Consider the following 19,451-nt stretch of genomic DNA (forward strand, 5'->3'; position numbering starts at 1 on the left):
GCGGAATGGCTTACACGGATGCACTAGACAAAGACACCCAAATACCGACAAACCTGCGACTCTTGTTGATACTTGAGGAGGTTGCCCGGCGCGGGGTTGCAGTAAAGCCCGCAGATCTGACCGAGACGTTGGGGCTGGCTAAGCCCACGGTTCACCGTCTACTGTTAACTGCCGAAGCAGAGGGGTTCCTTCAGCGTGATCTTGATGGTCGCTCGTTTGGTCCCGGTCCACGGCTGAGGCAACTTGCAGTGAATACGGTATCTTCTGAACATCTGCGCACCGCACGACTTGCTATTTTGCGCAGTGTGGCGGATGAGATCGGCGAAACATGCAACTTGGCAATCCCTGACCGCGAAGGGATGATCTATCTGGACCGGGTCGAGACCAAGTGGCCATTGCGCATTCAATTGCCGATTGGAACGCAAGTACCGTTCCACTGCACTGCGAGTGGAAAGATGTATCTGTCAACGCTGCGCAATCGTGTATTGGAAGGTTATCTGGCAGCTGGCAGGTTTGACGCTCAGACTTCGCGAACTCTGACCAACCCCGAGGCTTTGCGGAGCGAATTGAGCCGAATTTCCGCCAATGGTTATTCAACCGATGATGAAGAATTCATGACTGGAATGACCGCAGTTGCGGTTCCGATTCTCGATGGAACAGACCGCCTCGTTGCAACTTTGTCAGTCCACGCGCCCACACAGCGCCACGGGTTAGAAGGGTTGATCAAGTTTTTGCCGGTTTTGACGAGCGGTGCAAATAAGCTTTCAGGACTTCTCGTTTCTTAAAAGCCCTTTTTTGATCATCTGGCATGCATGGGTGCTTATTTTGCTGATCAATGACGCTGGAATTGGGTCCATTTACCCGTAATTGACAGATTTCAAACGTGGTTGACTATCGAAAATTTCATGCTGCAGCGATCGTGATTGAATTGGCAATCTGGGCATCTGAACACACAACGCTTGGCAAACACTTTTTGGATTTTCGCAAACAGCGAAGCTATTTTGCAAACGAAAAACTTCGCTCGATTATTTGCTCCAGAATGCGCTGAGATCGGGATAGGCGGACTCCGACAGGGAAGGCAGCCTCGAAATTCGAAGCATAGGAAAACTGTTCGGGACAGACCTCTTTCATGCGTCCATCCGACAAGTAAGGTTGGGCGCATTGGGCGGGCAGGTGACCCAGAAAACGCCCCGAGAGAATAGCCGCTGCGATGCCGTCCATATTGCCGCTGTGGATATGCTCGTATGCCGGTTTCAAACCACCGGGGCGCAAAGAGCCACCATAGTACGAACGCGACGCATAGTCATAGGCTTCGATGTCATCGGGTTTTGGGTCTATGACATCAAACAATGGATGGCCGATACCGCAATAGAGGGATTGCTGTTCCTTAAACAATGACAAGTACCGTAAACCGGGCGCATGGTTTGGGAAGGTGTGGATGCCCATGTGCAGCTTCTGCTCTAGGATTCTGCGCTCGATCTCAAGCGGTTCCATGACGCGCAGGTGCAGTTTCACTTTTGGCATCGCATCCCGCAGTTCAGACAGGATGCGGTCAAAGGGGAAATCTTCATTCCCTAGCAAAGCATCGGCGGTGGCGATTTCCAATTCACCCGTGATCTCTCCGCGCACGTTGTTGATGCGTGAGACAAAATCCTGACAGTCGCGCAGTAGGTCGGTCGCCATCTGGTAGACCTCGTGCCCTTCTTCGGTCAGCGCGAACCCGGCCCGCCCCCGGCGGCAGAGCCGCATCCCAAGCCGCGTTTCAAGGTCGTTCATCTGTGTACTGATCGTCGATTGGCTGACATTCAGTGCGATCTGTGCGCGCGAAAAACCCCCAGCCTCGGCCACGGCAACAAAGACGCGCAACAGATGAAGATCGGGCGTGGAAATTGAGGTCAGCATTCGGCTTCCTACGATAAACATCGATGTAATCATCATTTATCGTGGGTTGTGCGGCGGTAATCAAGCGTGATTTCTGAGGCGAAGATGCTGAATGAGGTTTGCCCGCAGTGACAGATTATACGCCGCCGTCTTCGCCCGACATGTTCGCCCCACGCTACGGAGGATTGGCAACGTTCATGCGTGCACCCGTCGCCCAGTCCCTGGCGGATGTGGAGATCGGGTTGTTGGGTATTCCCTACGACGGAGCATTGACCAACCGTCCCGGTGCACGCCACGGCCCACGCGAAGTGCGCAACCAGTCCAGCCTGATGCGCGCGATCAATCACGCTACGCGAGTAAACCCCTATGAGCTGTGTCGCATTGCGGATGTGGGCGATGTACCGTTCCATTCTGTCTTTGACATCGAGGCGACGCATAAGGACATAGAGGAATTTGTCGCTTTGCTGGTCGCAAATGATGTGGTGCCGTTGTCCTGCGGCGGGGATCATTCTGTGTCCCTGCCGATATTGCGCGCAGTCGCGCCCGAGCCGGTCGCGTTAATCCATATTGATGCGCATACGGATACATGGGACAGTTTTCAGGGGTCAAAATTCAACCACGGTGCCCCTTTCCGGCGGGCTCATGAAGAGGGTCTGATCAACCCGAAGAAAACGGTCCAGATCGGCATTCGCGGTGCGCAGAACGTATCCGAGGGGTGGGATTATTCTGAACAGGCTGGCATGCGCGTCATGTTTATCGAAGAGGTGCAGGAACGCGGTATTGTGGCAATTGTGGACGAAGCGCGAGCGATCGTTGGCGACGGTCCGGTTTACCTGAGTTTCGATATCGACAGCATTGATCCAGCCTTTGCCCCGGGCACTGGCACGCCCGAAGTAGCAGGTTTAACCACCGCCGAGGCGATGGCGTTGATCCGCGGGTTTCGCGGGCTGAACTATGTCGGTGCGGACGTGGTTGAGGTTTCGCCGCCTTTCGATGTCGGTGGACTGACGGCACTGGCAGGGGCAACGGTGATGTTTGAGCTGCTCTGCGTACTGGCTGAAGCGCGGCATTCGGTGACGGCGCGATGATGCAAAGCGGCGCGACCGTAGCTGATCAGGGCGGGCTCAGCGGGGCATATGTGCCCGTCTCGCATGATCGCGCCAATGCGATCCTGCAAGAGCATTATGGTTTTCAAGGCACGCTGCGCCGGTTCGAGACGGAAAAGGATGACACGTTCTGTGTGTCCTGCTCGGATGAACGCATGTTTGTTCTAAAAATCGCCAACCCCTCAGAACCCCTGGAAGAAATTGATTTTCAGACCTGCATGATGCGCCATGCAACCCGGCGCGATCCTACGCTTGCGATCCCGGACACCATCCAGACGGTTGCGGGGCAAGACTACGCCTTTGTTACCGATGAAGGAGGGCACAAGCGGGTGGTGCGCGTGCTCAGCTACCTCAAGGGTATACCGCTGGATTCAACGGAATCCAATCCGCGTCAGCGGGTCGAGATCGGCAAGGTTCTGGGCCGTTTGCGGTTGGCCACCGACGGGTTCGACCATCCCGGTGCTGCGCGGCAATATGCATGGGATGTGCAGCATCTGCTGACGTTAGAGCATCTGTTGGCCCATGTTGACGATCCCTCGCAACGCGAAGCGCTCGAACAGGGGCTTACGCGGTTCCAGTGTATCGAACCGCGGCTGCGTCAATGTCGGCAGCAGGTGCTGCACAATGATTTCAGCAAGTCCAACATTGTGGTCGATCACAACCGGCCTGAATTCGTAACCGGGATCATCGACTTTGGAGATTCCGTCAAAACCGCGATTGCAGTGGATGTGGCGACGGCGCTGCTCAATCAACTGCCGCAAGGGCCCTATGAGGATCTGTTCTATCGCGGACGGGATGTTCTGGACGGGTATTTGCAGGTTACTGAGCTGACAGAGCATGAACTGGCCCTGATACCGCATCTTGTGATGGGGCGGGTCGTTGTGCGTGCGCTGCTGACCTTGTGGCGTACCAAGATGTTTCCCGAAAACACGCGCTATATCATGCGCAATACCTATCAGGGGTGGCACCAGCTGGACTGGTTTCTGGCGTGCAGCCCGGATCAGGTCTCGGACCTGTTGATGTCTTTTGCCGATCAGAAAGGATGATCGAAGTGACCGCTGCCGAAAAACAGACCAAACGCGGTAAGATGGTGAACGGGTTCGACCCGGCCAATACCGAAAAACTTGATCCGCGAGCGCGTGACTTCGTGGAGCGCCGCGCCCGGCTGCTGGGCCCGGCCTATCGCCTGTTCTATTCCAACCCGGTCGAATTCAGCCGCGCCAAGGGCGTGTTCATGTATGACGCGGATGGCAATGAATATCTGGACGCGTATAACAACGTGGTCTCGGTCGGTCACTGCCACCCGCATGTGAATGCGGCCATCACACGGCAGATGGAGGTGATGTGCACTCATACCCGGTACATGCAAGACGGAATTCTGGAGTTCGCAGAAACACTGTTGGATACATTCGAGCCTGAGATCGGCCACGTCATGTTCACCTGCACAGGGTCCGAGGCTAACGATCTGGCGTTGCGGATGGCCAAGCATCACACCGGCAATCAGGGGATCATCGTCACCTCCGAGGCGTATCATGGCAACTCGGAACTGACTGCTGGTTTCTCGCCCTCGATGGGGGAAAACTCACCGCTGGGAACCTGGGTGCGTAGGGTACCTGCGCCTGATACCTACAGGATTGAGACACAGAATATGGGCGAGTGGCTGGCTGCGCGCGTGTCTGAGCAGATACATGATCTACACAGGCGCGGGCAGGGTTTGGCGGCCTTTGTGGCGGATTCGCTGTTCACCTCGGACGGCATCTTCCCTCAAGAACCGGGGATGCTGAAACCAGTTCTGGACGTGGTCCGCAATGCGGGCGGTGTCTTTGTGGCGGATGAGGTACAATGTGGGTTTGCGCGCACCGGTAGTCACATGTGGGGCTACCAGCGACACGGCGTAGTGCCCGACATCGTGTCGCTGGGCAAACCGATGGGCAACGGATACCCCGTTGCCGGGATCGCCATGCGCCCCGAGGTTGCCAAGCGGTTTGGCCATGACATGCGCTATTTCAACACGTTCGGCGGCAACACGGTGGCGATGGCAGCCGCCAAAGCAACGCTTGAGGTCATACGGGGTGAAAACCTTCAGGACAATTGCGACCGGGTGGGTCGGATCATGCTGGACGGACTGCGCGACATTGCAGCACGTCACGATGGGATTGGCGATGTGCGCGGAACCGGTTTGTACATGGGTGTCGAAATCGTGCAGGACCAGGCCACCAAGACCCCGGACAGTCGCCGGGCACTTGCGCTTGTAAACGAACTGCGCGAGCGCCGGATTCTAATCTCGGCCACGTCCTTCAACGCCAATGTCCTGAAGATTCGGCCGCATCTGACATTCAGCGAGGACAATGCCGACAGATTCCTGACCGGTTTTGAGGCCGCTTTGAACGCAGTCGCGTGATTAAAACCGTTGTCATTTCTACCGGAGCGGGCGCTACCCCTCTCGTTATTTGTGTTCTGCGCAATAAACGCGCGCTGTTCCAAAACTCGTGATGAAAAACCGAGCAGAGTTAATGCGAATATGCGTTACTTCTAAAAAACTAGATGTAAAGTAAACGATTTACGTATTTTTTGTCACTTTTTGCCTGTGTCTCATACCGACATCAAGTGGCCATCAGAGCCATCCGCGACCCAACAAGGAGACCAAGACATGCAAGACCATTCGATCTTCAGGACAGCCAGAAAGGCCCTTTTGGCTCCGGTGGCTGTTGTGATGGCAACAAACATGGCTGCAAGCGCGGCACAGGCCGAGGATAGCATCAGCTGCATCTTCCCCTTCTGGTTCGGCTTTGCGCCTGTTTTCGTGGCGCAGGAGGAAGGGTATTTCGAAAGCGAAGGGCTTGAGGTGACGACGGCCTTTGATAATGACCGCGCAAATGTCCTCCCTGCGATGGCGAATGGTTCGATTGATTGCACCATGCGCACCATCGGTGAAAGCATGTCCCGACCGCGTCAACCTGACACGACGGGAACCGTGATCGGCACTATCGATATATCAATCGGGGCGGACGGAGTTGTTGCGTCGGAAGATATCAAGTCGGTCGAGGATCTGATTGGAAAAACAATGGCTGGTGAGATTAACCATCCGGGAACCACTTTAATCCAGCATGCTTTGTCCCAGAAAGGCAAAAGCATCAAAGACGTGGATATCCAGCTAATCGCAACAGATGACTCGGCCGCAGTATTCGAGGATCCCAATGTATCGGCCGTTGCGACCTGGGAGCCGATGATGAGTTCCATCATCAAAAACACATCGCGCGACGGAGCGCATCTGTTGCTGACGTCGGCCGACTATGAGGGTTTGATCACCGACGTGATCATCGTCCGCACCGAAGATTTGCAGGAGAACCCGGAGAAATACGCCAAGTTTCTGCGCGGAATCTACCGGGCGATTGATCTGTACAACACCGACCCAGACAAATTCATCGCAATCTCGGCACCGGCTTTTGATGTTCCAGACGCAGAGATGAAGGAGGCGCTGGCCGGTGTGAAATACACCTCCTATGAGGAAAGCGTGGACTACATGCCTTCTGCCGCAGGGGAAGGGCAGCTGAAAGAAGTCTTTGACTCCTTCAATGAAATCAACGTGGTGCTTGATCTGCAAGATGCACCGCTTGAGTACCAGCCCTTCATTAACGGGTCCGTTCTGGATGGCTTGTTCGACGGCCACACGCGCTAAGCCTAAGGCTTTTCCTCGGTTCATATCGTTGCCGGGGAAAAGCGTTCCTCAGATCTCACACTCGGAAAGACTGACGCGTGTTCAAGTCCCTGTTCGCTTTTCGCAAACCTCTCAATCGCCGTACGGACCTCACCTTGGGCATCGTGGGGTTTATCCTATTTTTGGCCGCATGGGAGATCACAGCAAGATCCGGTGCAATTCGACCTGAATTCTTGCCGTCACCCATCGCAGTAGTGAAGGCCTTTGTCGGCCTTTTCGTCGAACGTGACTTTGCCTCGGACATTGTCATCAGCGTGGGGCGTGTTTGGTTTGCCTTTTTACTGTCCATGATCGTCGCGATACCGCTAGGCCTGTTGATGAGCACCTACAGGTTCGCCGGGGCCATCCTGGAACCTTTTGTGGACTTCGTTCGTTATTTGCCGGTTCCCGCATTGGTGCCGTTGCTAGTGATTTGGTTCGGCGTAGGCGAAACATCCAAAATTGCCGTCTTGTGGATGGGCACGTTCTTTCAGTTGATCCTGATGATCTCGGATGACACTAAACGCGTACCGGTCGAGTTCATCGAATCCGGTCAGACGCTTGGGGCCAGCAATGGTCAGATCATGCGCCACATAATCATTCCAGCGGCGCTGCCCAATATGGTAGACAGTTTGCGCATTACGATGGGATGGTGTTGGACCTATCTGATTGTCGCTGAGATTGTGGCGGCAAATTCCGGAATAGGCCATGTGATCTGGTCCCTACGGCGGTTCGTTAAAACCCCCGAGGTGATGGCAGGCATTATCACGATCGGAATCATTGGGCTGCTGACCGATCAGGCGTTTCGCTACGCGCATGCGCGGCTGTTCTCCTATCTGCGCAGGTAAACCATGGACAATTTCATCGACATCAAAGACGTGGCCAAGACCTATTGGTCCGATGACGGCAAAACTGAAACCAAGGTGGTTCTACCGCTCTCCATGACGATTGCTGAGGGCGAGATGGTCATGTTCCTGGGCCCATCGGGTTGCGGGAAAACCACGCTGATGCGGATTGTTGGCGGGTTGGAGACACCGGATCAGGGCACCATTCACCTGCATGGAGACCTCTTGACCGGGCCGGACCGCAGGCGGGGCATGGTGTTTCAGTCCTATTCCTCATACCCATGGCTGACGGTACGCGACAATATCAAATTCGGGACAAGATACCGCAAAGATATCTCCTCAAAGGAGAAGGAAGAGGTCACCGACCACTATCTAAACATGGTCGGGTTGAAGCGCTACGCAGATTTCTACACCAACCGTATCTCAGGCGGGATGCGCCAACGGGTTGCCATCGCACGAACTTTGGCTTCATCACCGGATGTGCTGTTGATGGACGAACCGTTTGGCGCGCTGGATGCGCAAACGCGGGAATATCTTCAGTTCCAGCTGATGGACATCAACAAGGCCGAGAAGAAAACGACCATTTTCGTGACCCATGACGTGGAAGAGGCGATCCTGCTGGCCAATCGGATCGTGATCTTTTCGTCTCGCCCCGCTCGGGTGGTGCGTGAAATCCAAGTCGATGAGATTCTGCCACTCGAGGACCGCCGCAACGGCACGGCGAACATGGACCGGTTTTTCAAGCTGCGGGCCGAGATACTGGAAATCATCCGGGCCGAATACGCGCATACTTTGGAGGAAACATAGGATGGCCGCAGAATTGTCCGGCAAACATGTGGTCGTTACCGGCGCCAACCGGGGGATCGGTCTGGGTCTGGCCCAGGGGTTTCTGGAGACCGGGGCCGACGTGACTATTGTTGCGCTTGAGGAAGACGTAGAGCAGGTGGCCAGTGGGCTGTCAAAGGATCATGAGCGGGCTGTCGGGCACATACAATGCGACATCTCGGATTTGGAACAGGTCAAAACGCTGTGCGCGTCTTTGGACCGCGTTGATGTGTTGATCAACAATGCGGGCTTTGAATACATCACCCCGATCGACGATCCGGCGGATCATGTGGATGAAGTGTTTCGACAGATAATCGAAACCAATGTCATCGGTACGTTTTCCGTTACTCGTCACCTGTTGGACAAAATCCCAGATGGTGGGCGGATCGTGAACACAGCTTCGATGTGGGGCAAAACTGCCGTGGCCGAATTCAGCGCTTACTGCGCCTCGAAACACGCGGTGATCGGGCTAACCCGATCTTTGGCGCAGGAGCTTGCGCCGCGCGGCATTTCTGTCAACGCGGTGTGCCCCGGCTGGGTGCGCACCGTTGCCTCGATGCGGTCGCTCTCTTTCATGGCAGCCCGGCAAGACCGGACGGAAGCCGACCTGCTGGACGAAATCGTGTCGGCACAGGCGCTTGGCGGACTGATGGAACCGTCCGATATGGTGGCAATGTACCTGTTTTTGGCCGGGCCCGCAGCGGCCAACATCACTGGCCAATCCTTTACCGTCGATCGTGGGGAGCTGATGCAATGACGCAGGATTTATCTGGAAAGGTCGCGCTGGTCACAGGCGCGGCTCAGGGGATCGGCGCGGCGGTTGTAAGCGCTTTGGCACAGGCGGGCGCCACCGTCATTGCAGCCGATATGCAGGATGTTTCGGATACTATCTCGGGCTTGCCCGGCGGGCGCGGGGTTCCTTGCGACGTATCCGATGCAGATAGTGTGGATGCGCTGTTTCATTCGATAACCGAAACCGAGGGAAGATTGGACTTTGCGATCAACGCGGCGGGTATTCTGTTCGAGGCAAATCTGGTCGAAATGGATGTTTCTGAGTTTGACCGAATGGTCTCGGTCAATCTGCGAGGGTCGTTCTTAATCGCCCAGGGTGCCGCGCGGCTTATGTCCAAGGCAAATTCGGGACGGATCATACTGATTGCGTCAGAGCTGGCTTATCTGGGCCGGGCTGACTACTCGGCCTATTGCGCGTCCAAGGCTGGGGTTGTGGGCCTGACCCGGTCGCTTGCACGCGAGCTGGCACCCTCGATCACGGTAAACGCTGTTGCGCCAGGGCCCGTAAACACGCCCATGCTGGATGTTGAAAACATGTCGCCAGAGTGGATCGAAAAGGAATTTGACGTTCCCTTGGGCCGGATCGCTCAACCGTCCGAAATCGGCGGATTAGTTCATTTTCTTTGCGGACCGCACGCCGGGTACTTCACGGGACAATCGCTCAGCCCGAATGGCGGCGCGGTGATGATTTAAGGAGCTTTTGCTATGCAACTTGCACGACCTGTTCCCTGGCCCAATGGGGCCAAAGTGGCTTGCGCCATAACGCTGGATATGGATGCCGACAGCCTGATCCATATCCATCACGGCGAAGGGGCGCAGAACAAATTGTCGGCTACGTCAATGCTGCGATACGGACCAGAGGTTGCCGTGCCGCGCATCTTGGAAACCTATCGCAAGTTTGACTTGAATCAGAGCTTTTTCATCCCTGCCTGGTGCATTGAAAACCACACTAAAACGGTTGAGGCCATTGTTGCTGAAGGGCATGAGGTCGGCTACCACGGCTATATCCACGAAGCCCCCAACAGCTTGTCTGAGGCACAAGAACATGACTGGATGTGCCGTTCGATAGAAATCATTGAGAAGCACACCGGGAAACGGCCCCGAGGCAATCGTTCGCCGCTCTATCATATGTCCGCCAAGACACCCGAGTTTCTGGCTGAAGAGGGGTTTCTATATGACTCATCCCTAATGGGGGATGACGTACCATACATCCTACGAACAGAGCAGGGGGATCTGATTGAGCTTCCTGTCAGTTGGGCTACGGATGATTGGCCTCCTTATGTACATGCCCCTGACCTGGGATACATGTTCGCGCCACAATCGCCGGATCGGGCCATGGAGATTTTTATGGCCGAATTTGAAGCGCTCCGTTACTCCCCGGGAGGGCTTTGGATCGCAGTCTGGCACCCCTTTGTCAGCGGGCGGTTGTCTCGCTGGCAAAGGGTCGAAAAAATGATCGAGTACATGTTAGATACGGGTGATGTCTGGTTCGCTACGCTTGAAGAGATTGCCAACCACATCAATGCTGTCTCGGCATCTGGTACCTATAACCCGCGTTGCGACAGCCTGCCGTACACCGACGGTATGCAGGTGCCACCTGACTTGATCGGCAAAGTGTAAAATGCCGCCATATCGTATCGCTCGAAAACACTGGTTAATCATCAGTTTTGAATTGGATCAGTGCTTTGACTATTTGACGAGCGCCTAGCTCCTACTTGGCCGCCCGATCAAAAAAGCTCTATAGTTCTTAACGAGCTCATCTGTTCATCGTGTTCAAGTGGATTAGCTTTTCTGACAAGAGCATTATTGGAAACGTCACGCTGAGGTGCGGAGCACTTTCCGGATATACGTGTTTGCAGATCGGAAATGCGATGGCCCAGAGGCTTCTGCGTACCGGCCTAGGGTCCATTTCCCTGTCCAGTTTTGAACTCCGATTGTATAAAGCTCAGCTTCGTCACGAGCCACGAGAAATGCGCGCAGCTTTTCGCAAGCGGCCTCAAATTCTGACAAAAGGTGCGACCAACTGCTTGCGTTTCCATGGGCATAAATGGCCGCGTTGTATTCCTTTAGTTGGTTCCATTTGTACCCTTTAGCTGGCACATACACTTTTTGCCCAGCGATACCTTGCGCGTACCAATCTAGGTACATGCCAATCCAGTGGGTACGATGCGCAATAACACCTTTGATCGTTGTGTTGTCGTCCGGAAGTGATAGCGCAGACTGGACTTCGCCAATGCCGGCAAGAGTTTTGCTCAGCTTAGCTAATTCCTTATCATAAGCTAAAAGTAGATCAGATTTGTTTGTTGCAGCTGGCATAACTCACAGATACCTATGCCACATCTTTTCACATTGACTTCTATCAAGATGCGACTTGTGCGTGCGACTGAAGAAATACAAGTTTGTTGTTCGTTTAGCTTCGTTGCAACATAGGACACTAACTGGTGCGTCCAAATGATTTTACGACGTTACGAGTGCTGTAACAAAGCGAACGACCGTCCGCTTTGTCCTGAGATATTGAAGCATCTGAACACTAATCGGCGTGCGTCTGCTCTGCGCAAAAAGCGAAAAGGGTACTATTTGGATCACGAAGGGCGATGCTTTGAGGCGGCATGGCTTTGCCGAATTCCCCAAACGCCAAACGAGCCTCGTTGATGATCGCGGAGCGATAGGCATCTTCGACTGAGTAAACTTTTAAACACGGGATCCATGTTGCCTGAGTTTTTGTCGACCAATCAACCGCATGCCAGGCTGTAGCTGTTTCCCCGTAAAGACCAATGCTGTGCGCATCTTGCCCTGGCGTGTTCTGCCAACCGCAGACACTTGAATAGAAGGCCCATGGGAACTCACGATTGTTACTTACGTATACTTCGGGACCGAACTGAGCACGCGGTGCAGGAAAAGAGTGTTGCGATTGAGATATCCCAAAAATCGCACCGAGCGGATCACGGACAAGGGCGTTGCGACCAACCCCCGGTACGTCAAATGGCAGACGAACGATTGTTCCACCGAGCTTTCCAATGCGTTCTACGGTCCTGAAGACATCAGTGACCTCGATGTAAGGGATCCATCCATTCTCGTGACCAATTGGTGTTTCAGTAAACCCCGCACCCGCTTCGCTCCCCGCCAGAGCGAGTACAAAGTCCTGTTCACCGCCACCCCAGGCAAAGTCTGTCGCCTGTTCAATCTGAAAACTCCAGTTTGCAACTCGTTGATAAAACACCATCGACCGTTTTCTGTTCGATGTGAAAAGGTCATGCCAGACTATTTGACCGGGTTTTAATTGTATCATCATCTCACCTCAGGAAACCTTTGTTTCTCTTGGCGCTCCGGACCATTTTTCCGAATGCCTTATCGCGTGATCGGCGTTCTGCGAGAGAAGCCGAATTAAAGGCTTCTTCTGACTTTAGCTTGCGCCATCTCTCCAAGCGCGCCGCATTCAGGGTGCCATTTTGTATCGCTTTGATGACACCACAGCCCGGTTCGGTTTCGTGGTTACAATCATTAAATCTACAATGCTCAGCCCTTTCGCGAACATCGGCGAACAGTTCGTTTATTCCCACGCTTGCATCGGTAAGTTGCAACTCGCGCATGCCAGGGGTGTCTAGAAGCAACGCGCCACCAGGCATAGAATGAAGCTCTCGCCGAGTTGTGGTGTGACGCCCTTTCGCGTCATCCTCGCGAATAGCCTGGGTTTCGACGGAATTGTTGCCGACTAACGCATTGGCGAGGGTAGACTTTCCGACACCCGAAGAGCCCAGAAACACAACAGTTCTTCCAGGCTTACACCAAGCAGCCAATTCTGTTCGCGGAGCGTTTCCGCGTGCGTCCAGTGCAACCACTTCTATCACGCTCGATACGGCGAGCGCAGCTTGAACGTAGTGGTGAGAGTCTGCGACCAGATCAGTCTTTGTGATTACGATAACCGGTTCGATTTGGGCTTCAAAAGCAATAGCGGCGTATCGCTCAAGACGGGCGACGTTAAAATCTTGATTGCAGGAGGTGACGATAAACGCCGTATCAATGTTTGCAGCAATCATCTGTTCCTGGCGGTCTGTACCCGGTGCACGCCGTTTGATCAGGCTTTTTCGTCTTAGAAGCTGACTGGCGCGTGGGTGCGAAGGATCTAGCATAAGCCAATCTCCGACCGTCACATCCGGTCTGGGTGAAAGAGTTGTATCAATGCCGTCACCAAGGACGTGAATTGCATTGCGATGCACACTTACGACGCGAACTGGCGACATAGCCGTCAGGCTATCTGCGCTGATCTGTTGGGCAAAAAAAGTCTGCCATCCCAATACTCGAAGGGAGTCGCTATTGGTGTCTGGTTGGAAGCTGCTCTGACGCTTCGGAAAGAATTCGGAATAGTCCCGTGTCATAGGGGGATGCTTTCATGTCTAGGCCACAAAAATGTTTGGGCTTTGGAAGTAAGAAATGACGGTTCAAACCTTTAGTGTCCGTCATCTCAGGGATGACGGAGTGTTTTTCACTTGTTAGATCTGAACTGGGAGGCACGCTGCCTCCCATTCTCACCGGGACATAAAAGCTCCTATTCCAGCCTCAGTCTTCTACCTTGCGGACACGAGGGACGCAACTGCCGCGGTTTGTCTTTGTGGTCATTGTCACTTTATGGCTGTCATCGTCATGTTAACCGCTCGGGTCAAGAATGGAGATCGGGTTTCCGCACTGACCTTCCTGCCGTACTTTTCATGGGTCGCATTAGCCACGGGCTTCAACCGTTCCATTGCGAAACTGAACTGAGAAGGAACAATATGTGTGCCAACTTCATTGGGCTTGTTTCAGGTCTTGTAATCATCGGATGCACAATGGCTCAGGCCGATGGAAAACTGACGGAAGACTTCTCCAAATCACCAGAGACGCGGTGGAACTACATTGCCGACACCGTCATGGGAGGAGTGTCTTCGGGGCAGGTGCAGTTTCGTTCGGAAGATGATGTTGCATTCGCGCGGCTGACCGGAACCGTCAGTACAGAAAACAACGGGGGCTTTATCCAGTTTCGACGCAAGTTGTCTGATCGACCAGGCGAAGGTGTATCAGGCGTCAGGCTCTTTGTACGGGGGAACGGTGAGCAATACTTCGTACACCTCAGGACACGTGGCACGGTGCTTCCGTGGCAATACTATCAGGCCGCGTTCGCAACTTCCAACCAGTGGACCGAAGTTTATTTGCCTCTGTCAGACTTCACGGCTTCAGGGGCCATGTTACGGGCTGTGCCAGTTGCGAACGAAATCACCTCAGTCGGAGTTGTAGCCTACGGGCGCGATCACGAGGCCCTCGTAGATGTCAGCGAGATTGGGTTCTACTGAAAGTCCCCAAAGAGCGGGCTGTGATCTTCAAATAGGTCCGCTCGACACAGTTTGAGACCGAATTGCGCTAACGCGAGAACGCGGATGCGCTGTTTCTTCATTTTAGATGCTGAACCTGTCCTTTCAGAGCGAATACTCTGAGCGTGTAGCCTTTCAAAGAGCCAACTCCACAAGCAGTCTTCAATTAAAATAATTTAATCTGAACATAGTACTTTCAGCAATAATCAACTCCCACATGAAGCTCATCTAAAGGAGTGAGTATCATGAAGAGGATTACAGCTTTGGGCCTTGTGGCCCTGACCCTATCATTTGCAGCCACTGGTGCGTTCGCCGACTGCTATTTTGGCAACGATGCGGTAACCGGAATGGAGACGATCATCTGTGAGACAGACGGTGGCTTTTCTAGCTGGGGCACTATGATCGCTGAAGCTTGAGTGTTTCTTTGTAAAACACCAAGCTTTCTGTGAACTGGGATACCTAATTCGCTGTGTCGCTGGCATGAGACTGTAGCGAATCACAGTAAAGCCGGCCGCGACCTGAGTTAGCATGTTTAGCACTACCGTAGGATGCCTCCTTTGAGCTGTCTTGTCTCTCTCGCGCGGGTCAGCTATTCGCCCGCGACTCTGCCCGCTGTGATCCGATCCAAACTGCAGTGCATCCTGCGACCAATACGCAGACACAAATCTGCAAAAGCTGTTCATATTTGTGTCCATCAATGAGGACCTGTGCCACAAAGGCCTGCCCACGAAACAGGTAAGCTATCGCACCAAGCATGGCCACGGCAAAGCTGACAAGATACGCCCAAAGCGCCACCTGTCGACCACCGATAAGCCCGGCCAGCAGGATCGGTGTCAAAAACATCGAGGCGGTGCCCGAGACCGCGACGGCATCAAACAGTGTCTGGTTTCCCCAGAGTGTCAGCGCCGCACCTGCGACTGCGAACAATGCCATGACAATGCGCCCACCAGTCAGGCTGCGGGGGGCCAGGCGCAGTTCTTCGACCACCAGCCGCGCAGCTGAAGACAGCGCGGAATCCAACGTCGAGAGCGCCGACACCAGTAGCGAAACTAACAGGGCGACAAAAACCCAGTCCGGCAGGGATTGCGCCCATGTACCAATCAACTCGCTCTCATAAGCCGCACCATCCAGCGCCGCCTGAATGCCAAAGAACCCAAACGCCACAATACAAAGCGAGGAAATCCAAAACGCGTGCAGGAAGCTTTTCCGGGTTGTTTCGCGATCCGCAATAAACCCGCGATCCATCATGACCGGGTCATGCACGGGATAAGAAAACACTTGCAGGAAGGCCACGACCAGCAACACCCAGCCATTGTGCGGCCCCGAAGTGCCCTTGGCGGTCAGAACCGCACCCAGATCAAAGCTGGGGCTGAGTATAAGCGCGACAAAGGCCATCGCAAAGACCACAAGAAAGACGGCCATCTGCAGAACATCCGTTCGAAGCGCCCCGTTCAGCCCGCCCCAGGCCGAATAGGCCAGCGCCAACAAGCCCACTACAAGGATCGAATACGTGCCGATATTGGCACTGTCAGGTGAGACGGCGTTAAAGATAAGACCAACCACGATCAGATTGGCAAAGATCTCTGACAGCAGCCTGAGGGCGATCACGAGGTTGTAACAGCCCGTTCCGATCGCTCCGAAACTGCCACGCAGCCAGTCCTGAACCGACCGCGCACCACGCGCGCGCAACCGTTGCACCACAAAGCCGCCGGTCAGGAATGAACCGTAATAGGCAGCATAGGCCAGCACACCAGCGATGCCATAGAAATAGCCCAGAATGGCAGAGTTCATGAGCGAGCGGGCAAAAATCCAAGTTGTGACCTGGCTCAGCACCAACGTCCACAGGCCTGGCGCGTCTCCTTTCATGGTTGTCCCACCAAAGAATCCCGAAACGGAGGCACGTCTGGGCGAGGCCCAGAGACTTGCTATAATGACGGCACCGAACAGGGCAATAATCGCTGAAATTTGCATGGAGTCTCCTGCTGCTGCATCGCGGTGCAGTCTTTTGGCGCAGTTAACAGGCTGGTGCGACAACGGCCATTCAATTGAACGTGAAACGAGTTGTGAGCGTTCTGTAGCAAACCTCTTGGAGGGCCGTATTTGTGGAACTGTTCATATTTAGTAAGCGGGTGGCGCCGGTTAGTTGGGTAAACCAAAGGCGGCAAGAACTCAAAGTTGCATTCAGTGTCAGATTTTCTAGGGCGCTCGATACACCTCTTCGTATTCGCGCATCGACGGCGAAAGAGCTCTCTGTCCGGCACTTTTCTCACTAATAGATATCGAATTTGACTGTCGCGGCGAATGTCCGGAAAGCGTGCTGCGATTGCAGAATCGTAACTGCCTGCGCAATGGCTGGTATGGGCCGTGCGCGATCAGGTGACGGTGGGGCAGGGGCCTGTGCTGCAACGGCACCAAGGTCCTGAACGAGCCCTTTTTCACCGATGCCGCGCTTCGTACAGATGTGAGTGATGCGCAAAAAGCTGACTTTGCAAAATCTGGCAATTTTGCCGGAAACGATTGCAGCAGTAATGTCAAGAGGTTGGGAACTGAAATCACACAGCTGACATCGAATTTAGAAGGTTAGACAGTGTCGGTGATGGAAGAGCGTTACTCATCCAATTCACCCGCACAACTTCCCGACAGTTGTGCGAGTGACATAGTGGAGATTAGATAACGTTGCCGCTGACTTCCTCGATAATTCGCCCGCGCAGGCTTCCGTCGAGTTCGAATTTGTGCATTACACCGTCAATCAGAACAACATGCACACACCGCAGACGCATTGGTTCGTTGCCGTAGACACCAACGCACACGTGGTCAGCAAGGTCAAAGGCGTAAAAACCATCTAACATATTTCCATCTTCCAGCTTCAGCTTGGTACCGTTGCTGCCATCATAGTATACCAACACCTTGGCACCGGTATTTGCGTTCTCAAACGTAACGGTCTTGTCGGCCAGACGAATGCTCACCTCTTCAGCGGTCAAACGATGGGCCCCGTTCGCGAGCGCATTTTCCAGCTGAGTTCCTGCAAGCGCCGGGACCGAAAGTGCTGTTAGGGCAAGCAGCGCGTTAAAGATTTTGATATGAGTTTTCATTTGATGTGCCTCCAATTTGTGCTGAGCGGCTGCTGCTGCTTGTTGCGCAACGGCGCATCAGGCGCGGACATCCTGTCTTGCACATCAGATGCTACGCCACGGTGCGGACTTGTGCTTAAGGGACATATGAGGAATTCTAAAGATGATCTGAGTTGTCATAAGGCAATACAGGAGAGAGTTTATGAGGTATCGGTTCGACCGTTTCACGTTTGACCCCTCACGTGGGTCTTGTCAGAAGAACTTGTCTTGAGGCGGGCAGGGGTGTTGCGTAGCTTTTACCCATGACCAATCCTGCCTCTTTCAAGTATTTCAAAACCAGCCCCGAGATCATCCGCCTTGCAGTGATGCTTTACATCCGATTCCCGCTCTCGCTTCGGAATGTCGAAGACTTGTTGCATGAGCGAGGCATCGACGTGAGCCACGAAACTGTCCGATACTGGTGGAACAGGTTCGGCCCGATGTTTGCATCAGAGATCCGAAAAAAGCGGGTTCAGCAACTCCGAGCCTTTTCAAAATGGAAGTGGCACATAGACGAAGTATTCGTGAAAGTGAACGGCAAACGCCACTACCTCTGGCGTGCCGTTGATCACGAAGGTGAAGTGCTGGAAGCAATCGTTACCAAACGCCGAAACAAAGCTGCAGCACTGAAATTCCTCAAGAAATTGATGAAGCGGCACGGTAAAGCGCAAACCGTTGTCACGGATCGCTTCGCATCGTACCGGGCCGCTCTCAGAGAGCTAGGCGCTACCGAAAAACAAAGGACGGGCAGGTGGCTCAACAACCGCGTCGAGAACTCGCACCTGCCTTTCCGACGAAGAGAACGCGCGATGCAGCGTTTCAGGCGCATGCGAAGTCTACAGAAATTCGCCGCCGTCCATTCCTCCGTATACAATCACTTCAACCAGGAAAGATCGCTAGCCAGTCGAGACACTTTCAAGCTGACCCGCACCGCCGCTCTTAGCGAGTGGCGTCAGCTTTGTTCCGGATAGCTTCGCGGTTTCCGCAGCAAACTGAGACTGGTTCGAATTCGTCTGACAGCACCCACTCAGGGCGCAATTCTGGCCCTGGTCTCAGTGCCGTGATTTGACGGGGTCGCTTTGGGCTGGATTTCCCTGATAAGCGGCAATTTACAGGGAATTTCCGCGAAACGGGGCTGAGTTCTGTCATTTCTCCTATCAGAACTGTATGTTTTTCAGAGGTTTATGTTGCAAATTCCCTAAAAAGTGGAACAGGGAATTCTCATCTTAGAACAGGGAATTGTTCCGCCGGATCAGGGAGGGCGAACCCTGCATCAGGGACGCAGGATCTGGAGCTTTCAAAAGCCGAACAGGCGTTCCTGTTCGGACCAATCAAGTGGGTGGGTCACGCTGACCAGACGCTTGAGTGTGAGTTCGGGCGGTTGGGTCCCGTCGAGAATCGCGGATTGAATCTTCGGTGAGAGAAAGGCGAGCTGAGCGCGGGTGCGGATGAAGGCACCTGGAAGGTTTTCTTGCCGCGCAATCTCCATCAGTTGAACTCTGGTTTTCAGATCACGGGCCCAGCCATGGGCGCGGATCAGCATGGAGCGGAGGTGGGTCTTGTCAGATTAACTTTGCTTGAGCGGGGCAAGGCGCTTGCGTAGTTTTCTCCCATGACCAAACCCACCTCTTTCAAATACTTCAAAACCAGTCCCGAGATCATCCGCCTTGCGGTGATGCTGTATATCCGTTTTCCGCTTTCGCTTCGAAATGTGGAAGACTTACTGCACGAACGGGGAATTGAGGTGAGCCACGAAACCGTTCGATATTGGTGGAACAGGTTTGGCCCGATGTTTGCTGCTGAGATCAGACGAAAGCGTGTTCAGAAGCTGCGCGCGTTCTCTAAATGGAAGT

The 19,451-nt window shown here is 54.0% G+C and carries 20 protein-coding genes and 1 pseudogene; 14 read left to right on the plus strand and 7 right to left on the minus strand.

The genetic code is table 11. The features are described 5' to 3' along the window. Positions 1-5: 5 nt before the first annotated feature. Entirely contained in the window at positions 6-785 is a 780-nt protein-coding gene (locus ACR0BD_RS17555; RefSeq protein WP_480832354.1) for an IclR family transcriptional regulator, read from the plus strand. A 211-nt stretch (positions 786-996) separates the two neighbouring features. Here ACR0BD_RS17555 and ACR0BD_RS17560 read toward each other — a convergent pair whose 3' ends face one another. Continuing rightward, on the minus strand, positions 997-1,902 hold the full coding sequence (locus ACR0BD_RS17560; protein WP_480832356.1) for a LysR family transcriptional regulator: 906 nt from the start codon (positions 1,900-1,902) through the stop codon (positions 997-999). 107 nt (positions 1,903-2,009) lie between these two features. Here ACR0BD_RS17560 and speB point away from each other — a divergent pair, with 107 nt between their 5' ends. The 9 genes from speB (at position 2,010) to ACR0BD_RS17605 (ending at position 10,766) form a co-directional block, all read left to right on the plus strand. Then, a complete protein-coding gene (speB, locus tag ACR0BD_RS17565; protein WP_480832358.1) occupies positions 2,010-2,969 on the plus strand; it encodes an agmatinase in 960 nt (319 codons plus the stop codon). Continuing rightward, entirely contained in the window at positions 2,966-4,033 is a 1,068-nt protein-coding gene (locus ACR0BD_RS17570; protein WP_480832359.1) for a phosphotransferase, read from the plus strand. The genes speB and ACR0BD_RS17570 overlap by 4 nt, the downstream gene beginning before the upstream one ends. After that, positions 4,030-5,388 (plus strand): aspartate aminotransferase family protein, encoded by a 1,359-nt coding sequence (locus ACR0BD_RS17575; RefSeq protein WP_480832361.1) that lies wholly within the window; start codon positions 4,030-4,032, stop codon positions 5,386-5,388. The genes ACR0BD_RS17570 and ACR0BD_RS17575 overlap by 4 nt, the downstream gene beginning before the upstream one ends. 249 nt (positions 5,389-5,637) lie before the next feature. After that, the gene (locus ACR0BD_RS17580) at positions 5,638-6,666 is read left to right on the plus strand and encodes an ABC transporter substrate-binding protein (RefSeq protein WP_480832363.1); all 1,029 of its coding nucleotides are present in this window, start codon (positions 5,638-5,640) and stop codon (positions 6,664-6,666) included. Between the two features lie 77 nt (positions 6,667-6,743). After that, a complete protein-coding gene (locus ACR0BD_RS17585) occupies positions 6,744-7,532 on the plus strand; it encodes an ABC transporter permease (RefSeq protein ID WP_480832365.1) in 789 nt (262 codons plus the stop codon). Between the two features lie 3 nt (positions 7,533-7,535). Further along, complete coding sequence (locus ACR0BD_RS17590) at positions 7,536-8,336, plus strand: ABC transporter ATP-binding protein (RefSeq protein ID WP_480832367.1); 801 nt, start codon at positions 7,536-7,538, stop codon at positions 8,334-8,336. 1 nt (position 8,337) lies between these two features. Then, complete coding sequence (locus ACR0BD_RS17595) at positions 8,338-9,111, plus strand: SDR family NAD(P)-dependent oxidoreductase (RefSeq protein ID WP_480832368.1); 774 nt, start codon at positions 8,338-8,340, stop codon at positions 9,109-9,111. Next, a complete protein-coding gene (locus ACR0BD_RS17600; protein WP_480832369.1) occupies positions 9,108-9,839 on the plus strand; it encodes an SDR family NAD(P)-dependent oxidoreductase in 732 nt (243 codons plus the stop codon). The genes ACR0BD_RS17595 and ACR0BD_RS17600 overlap by 4 nt, the downstream gene beginning before the upstream one ends. A 12-nt stretch (positions 9,840-9,851) precedes the next feature. Next, positions 9,852-10,766 (plus strand): polysaccharide deacetylase family protein, encoded by a 915-nt coding sequence (locus ACR0BD_RS17605; protein WP_480832371.1) that lies wholly within the window; start codon positions 9,852-9,854, stop codon positions 10,764-10,766. A gap of 195 nt (positions 10,767-10,961) precedes the next feature. Here the strand turns inward: ACR0BD_RS17605 and ACR0BD_RS17610 are convergent, their stop codons facing one another. From ACR0BD_RS17610 to rsgA, 3 genes are all read right to left on the minus strand, one after another. Further along, entirely contained in the window at positions 10,962-11,462 is a 501-nt protein-coding gene (locus ACR0BD_RS17610; protein WP_480832373.1) for a ClbS/DfsB family four-helix bundle protein, read from the minus strand. 214 nt (positions 11,463-11,676) lie between these two features. Then, a complete protein-coding gene (locus ACR0BD_RS17615; RefSeq protein ID WP_480832375.1) occupies positions 11,677-12,438 on the minus strand; it encodes a VOC family protein in 762 nt (253 codons plus the stop codon). 1 nt (position 12,439) lies between these two features. After that, entirely contained in the window at positions 12,440-13,522 is a 1,083-nt protein-coding gene (gene rsgA / locus ACR0BD_RS17620) for a ribosome small subunit-dependent GTPase A (protein WP_480832377.1), read from the minus strand. Between the two features lie 447 nt (positions 13,523-13,969). On the opposite strand from rsgA, the gene ACR0BD_RS17625 reads away from it, so the two are divergent. Together ACR0BD_RS17625 and ACR0BD_RS17630 are read left to right on the plus strand one after the other, a co-directional pair. After that, positions 13,970-14,470 (plus strand): CIA30 family protein, encoded by a 501-nt coding sequence (locus ACR0BD_RS17625; protein ID WP_480832379.1) that lies wholly within the window; start codon positions 13,970-13,972, stop codon positions 14,468-14,470. Between the two features lie 263 nt (positions 14,471-14,733). After that, positions 14,734-14,904: a hypothetical protein gene (locus ACR0BD_RS17630; RefSeq protein WP_480832381.1), complete on the plus strand. Its 171-nt coding sequence runs from the start codon at positions 14,734-14,736 to the stop codon at positions 14,902-14,904. A gap of 169 nt (positions 14,905-15,073) precedes the next feature. On the opposite strand, the gene ACR0BD_RS17635 is transcribed toward ACR0BD_RS17630, so the two are convergent. Together ACR0BD_RS17635 and ACR0BD_RS17640 are read right to left on the minus strand one after the other, a co-directional pair. Further along, the gene (locus ACR0BD_RS17635; RefSeq protein WP_480832383.1) at positions 15,074-16,459 is read right to left on the minus strand and encodes an SLC5/6 family protein; all 1,386 of its coding nucleotides are present in this window, start codon (positions 16,457-16,459) and stop codon (positions 15,074-15,076) included. 695 nt (positions 16,460-17,154) lie between these two features. After that, a complete protein-coding gene (locus tag ACR0BD_RS17640; RefSeq protein ID WP_480832385.1) occupies positions 17,155-17,580 on the minus strand; it encodes a hypothetical protein in 426 nt (141 codons plus the stop codon). A gap of 281 nt (positions 17,581-17,861) precedes the next feature. Here ACR0BD_RS17640 and ACR0BD_RS17645 point away from each other — a divergent pair, with 281 nt between their 5' ends. After that, the gene (locus ACR0BD_RS17645) at positions 17,862-18,569 is read left to right on the plus strand and encodes an IS6 family transposase (protein WP_480832387.1); all 708 of its coding nucleotides are present in this window, start codon (positions 17,862-17,864) and stop codon (positions 18,567-18,569) included. Between the two features lie 326 nt (positions 18,570-18,895). Here the strand turns inward: ACR0BD_RS17645 and ACR0BD_RS17650 are convergent, their stop codons facing one another. After that, on the minus strand, positions 18,896-19,141 hold the full coding sequence (locus ACR0BD_RS17650) for a hypothetical protein (protein WP_480832389.1): 246 nt from the start codon (positions 19,139-19,141) through the stop codon (positions 18,896-18,898). Between the two features lie 69 nt (positions 19,142-19,210). Between ACR0BD_RS17650 and ACR0BD_RS17655 the strand changes: the two are divergent. Then, positions 19,211-19,451, plus strand: a pseudogene (locus ACR0BD_RS17655) (IS6 family transposase); the annotation flags it as partial.

The sequence above is a fragment of the Ruegeria sp. G5 genome (assembly GCF_056533365.1).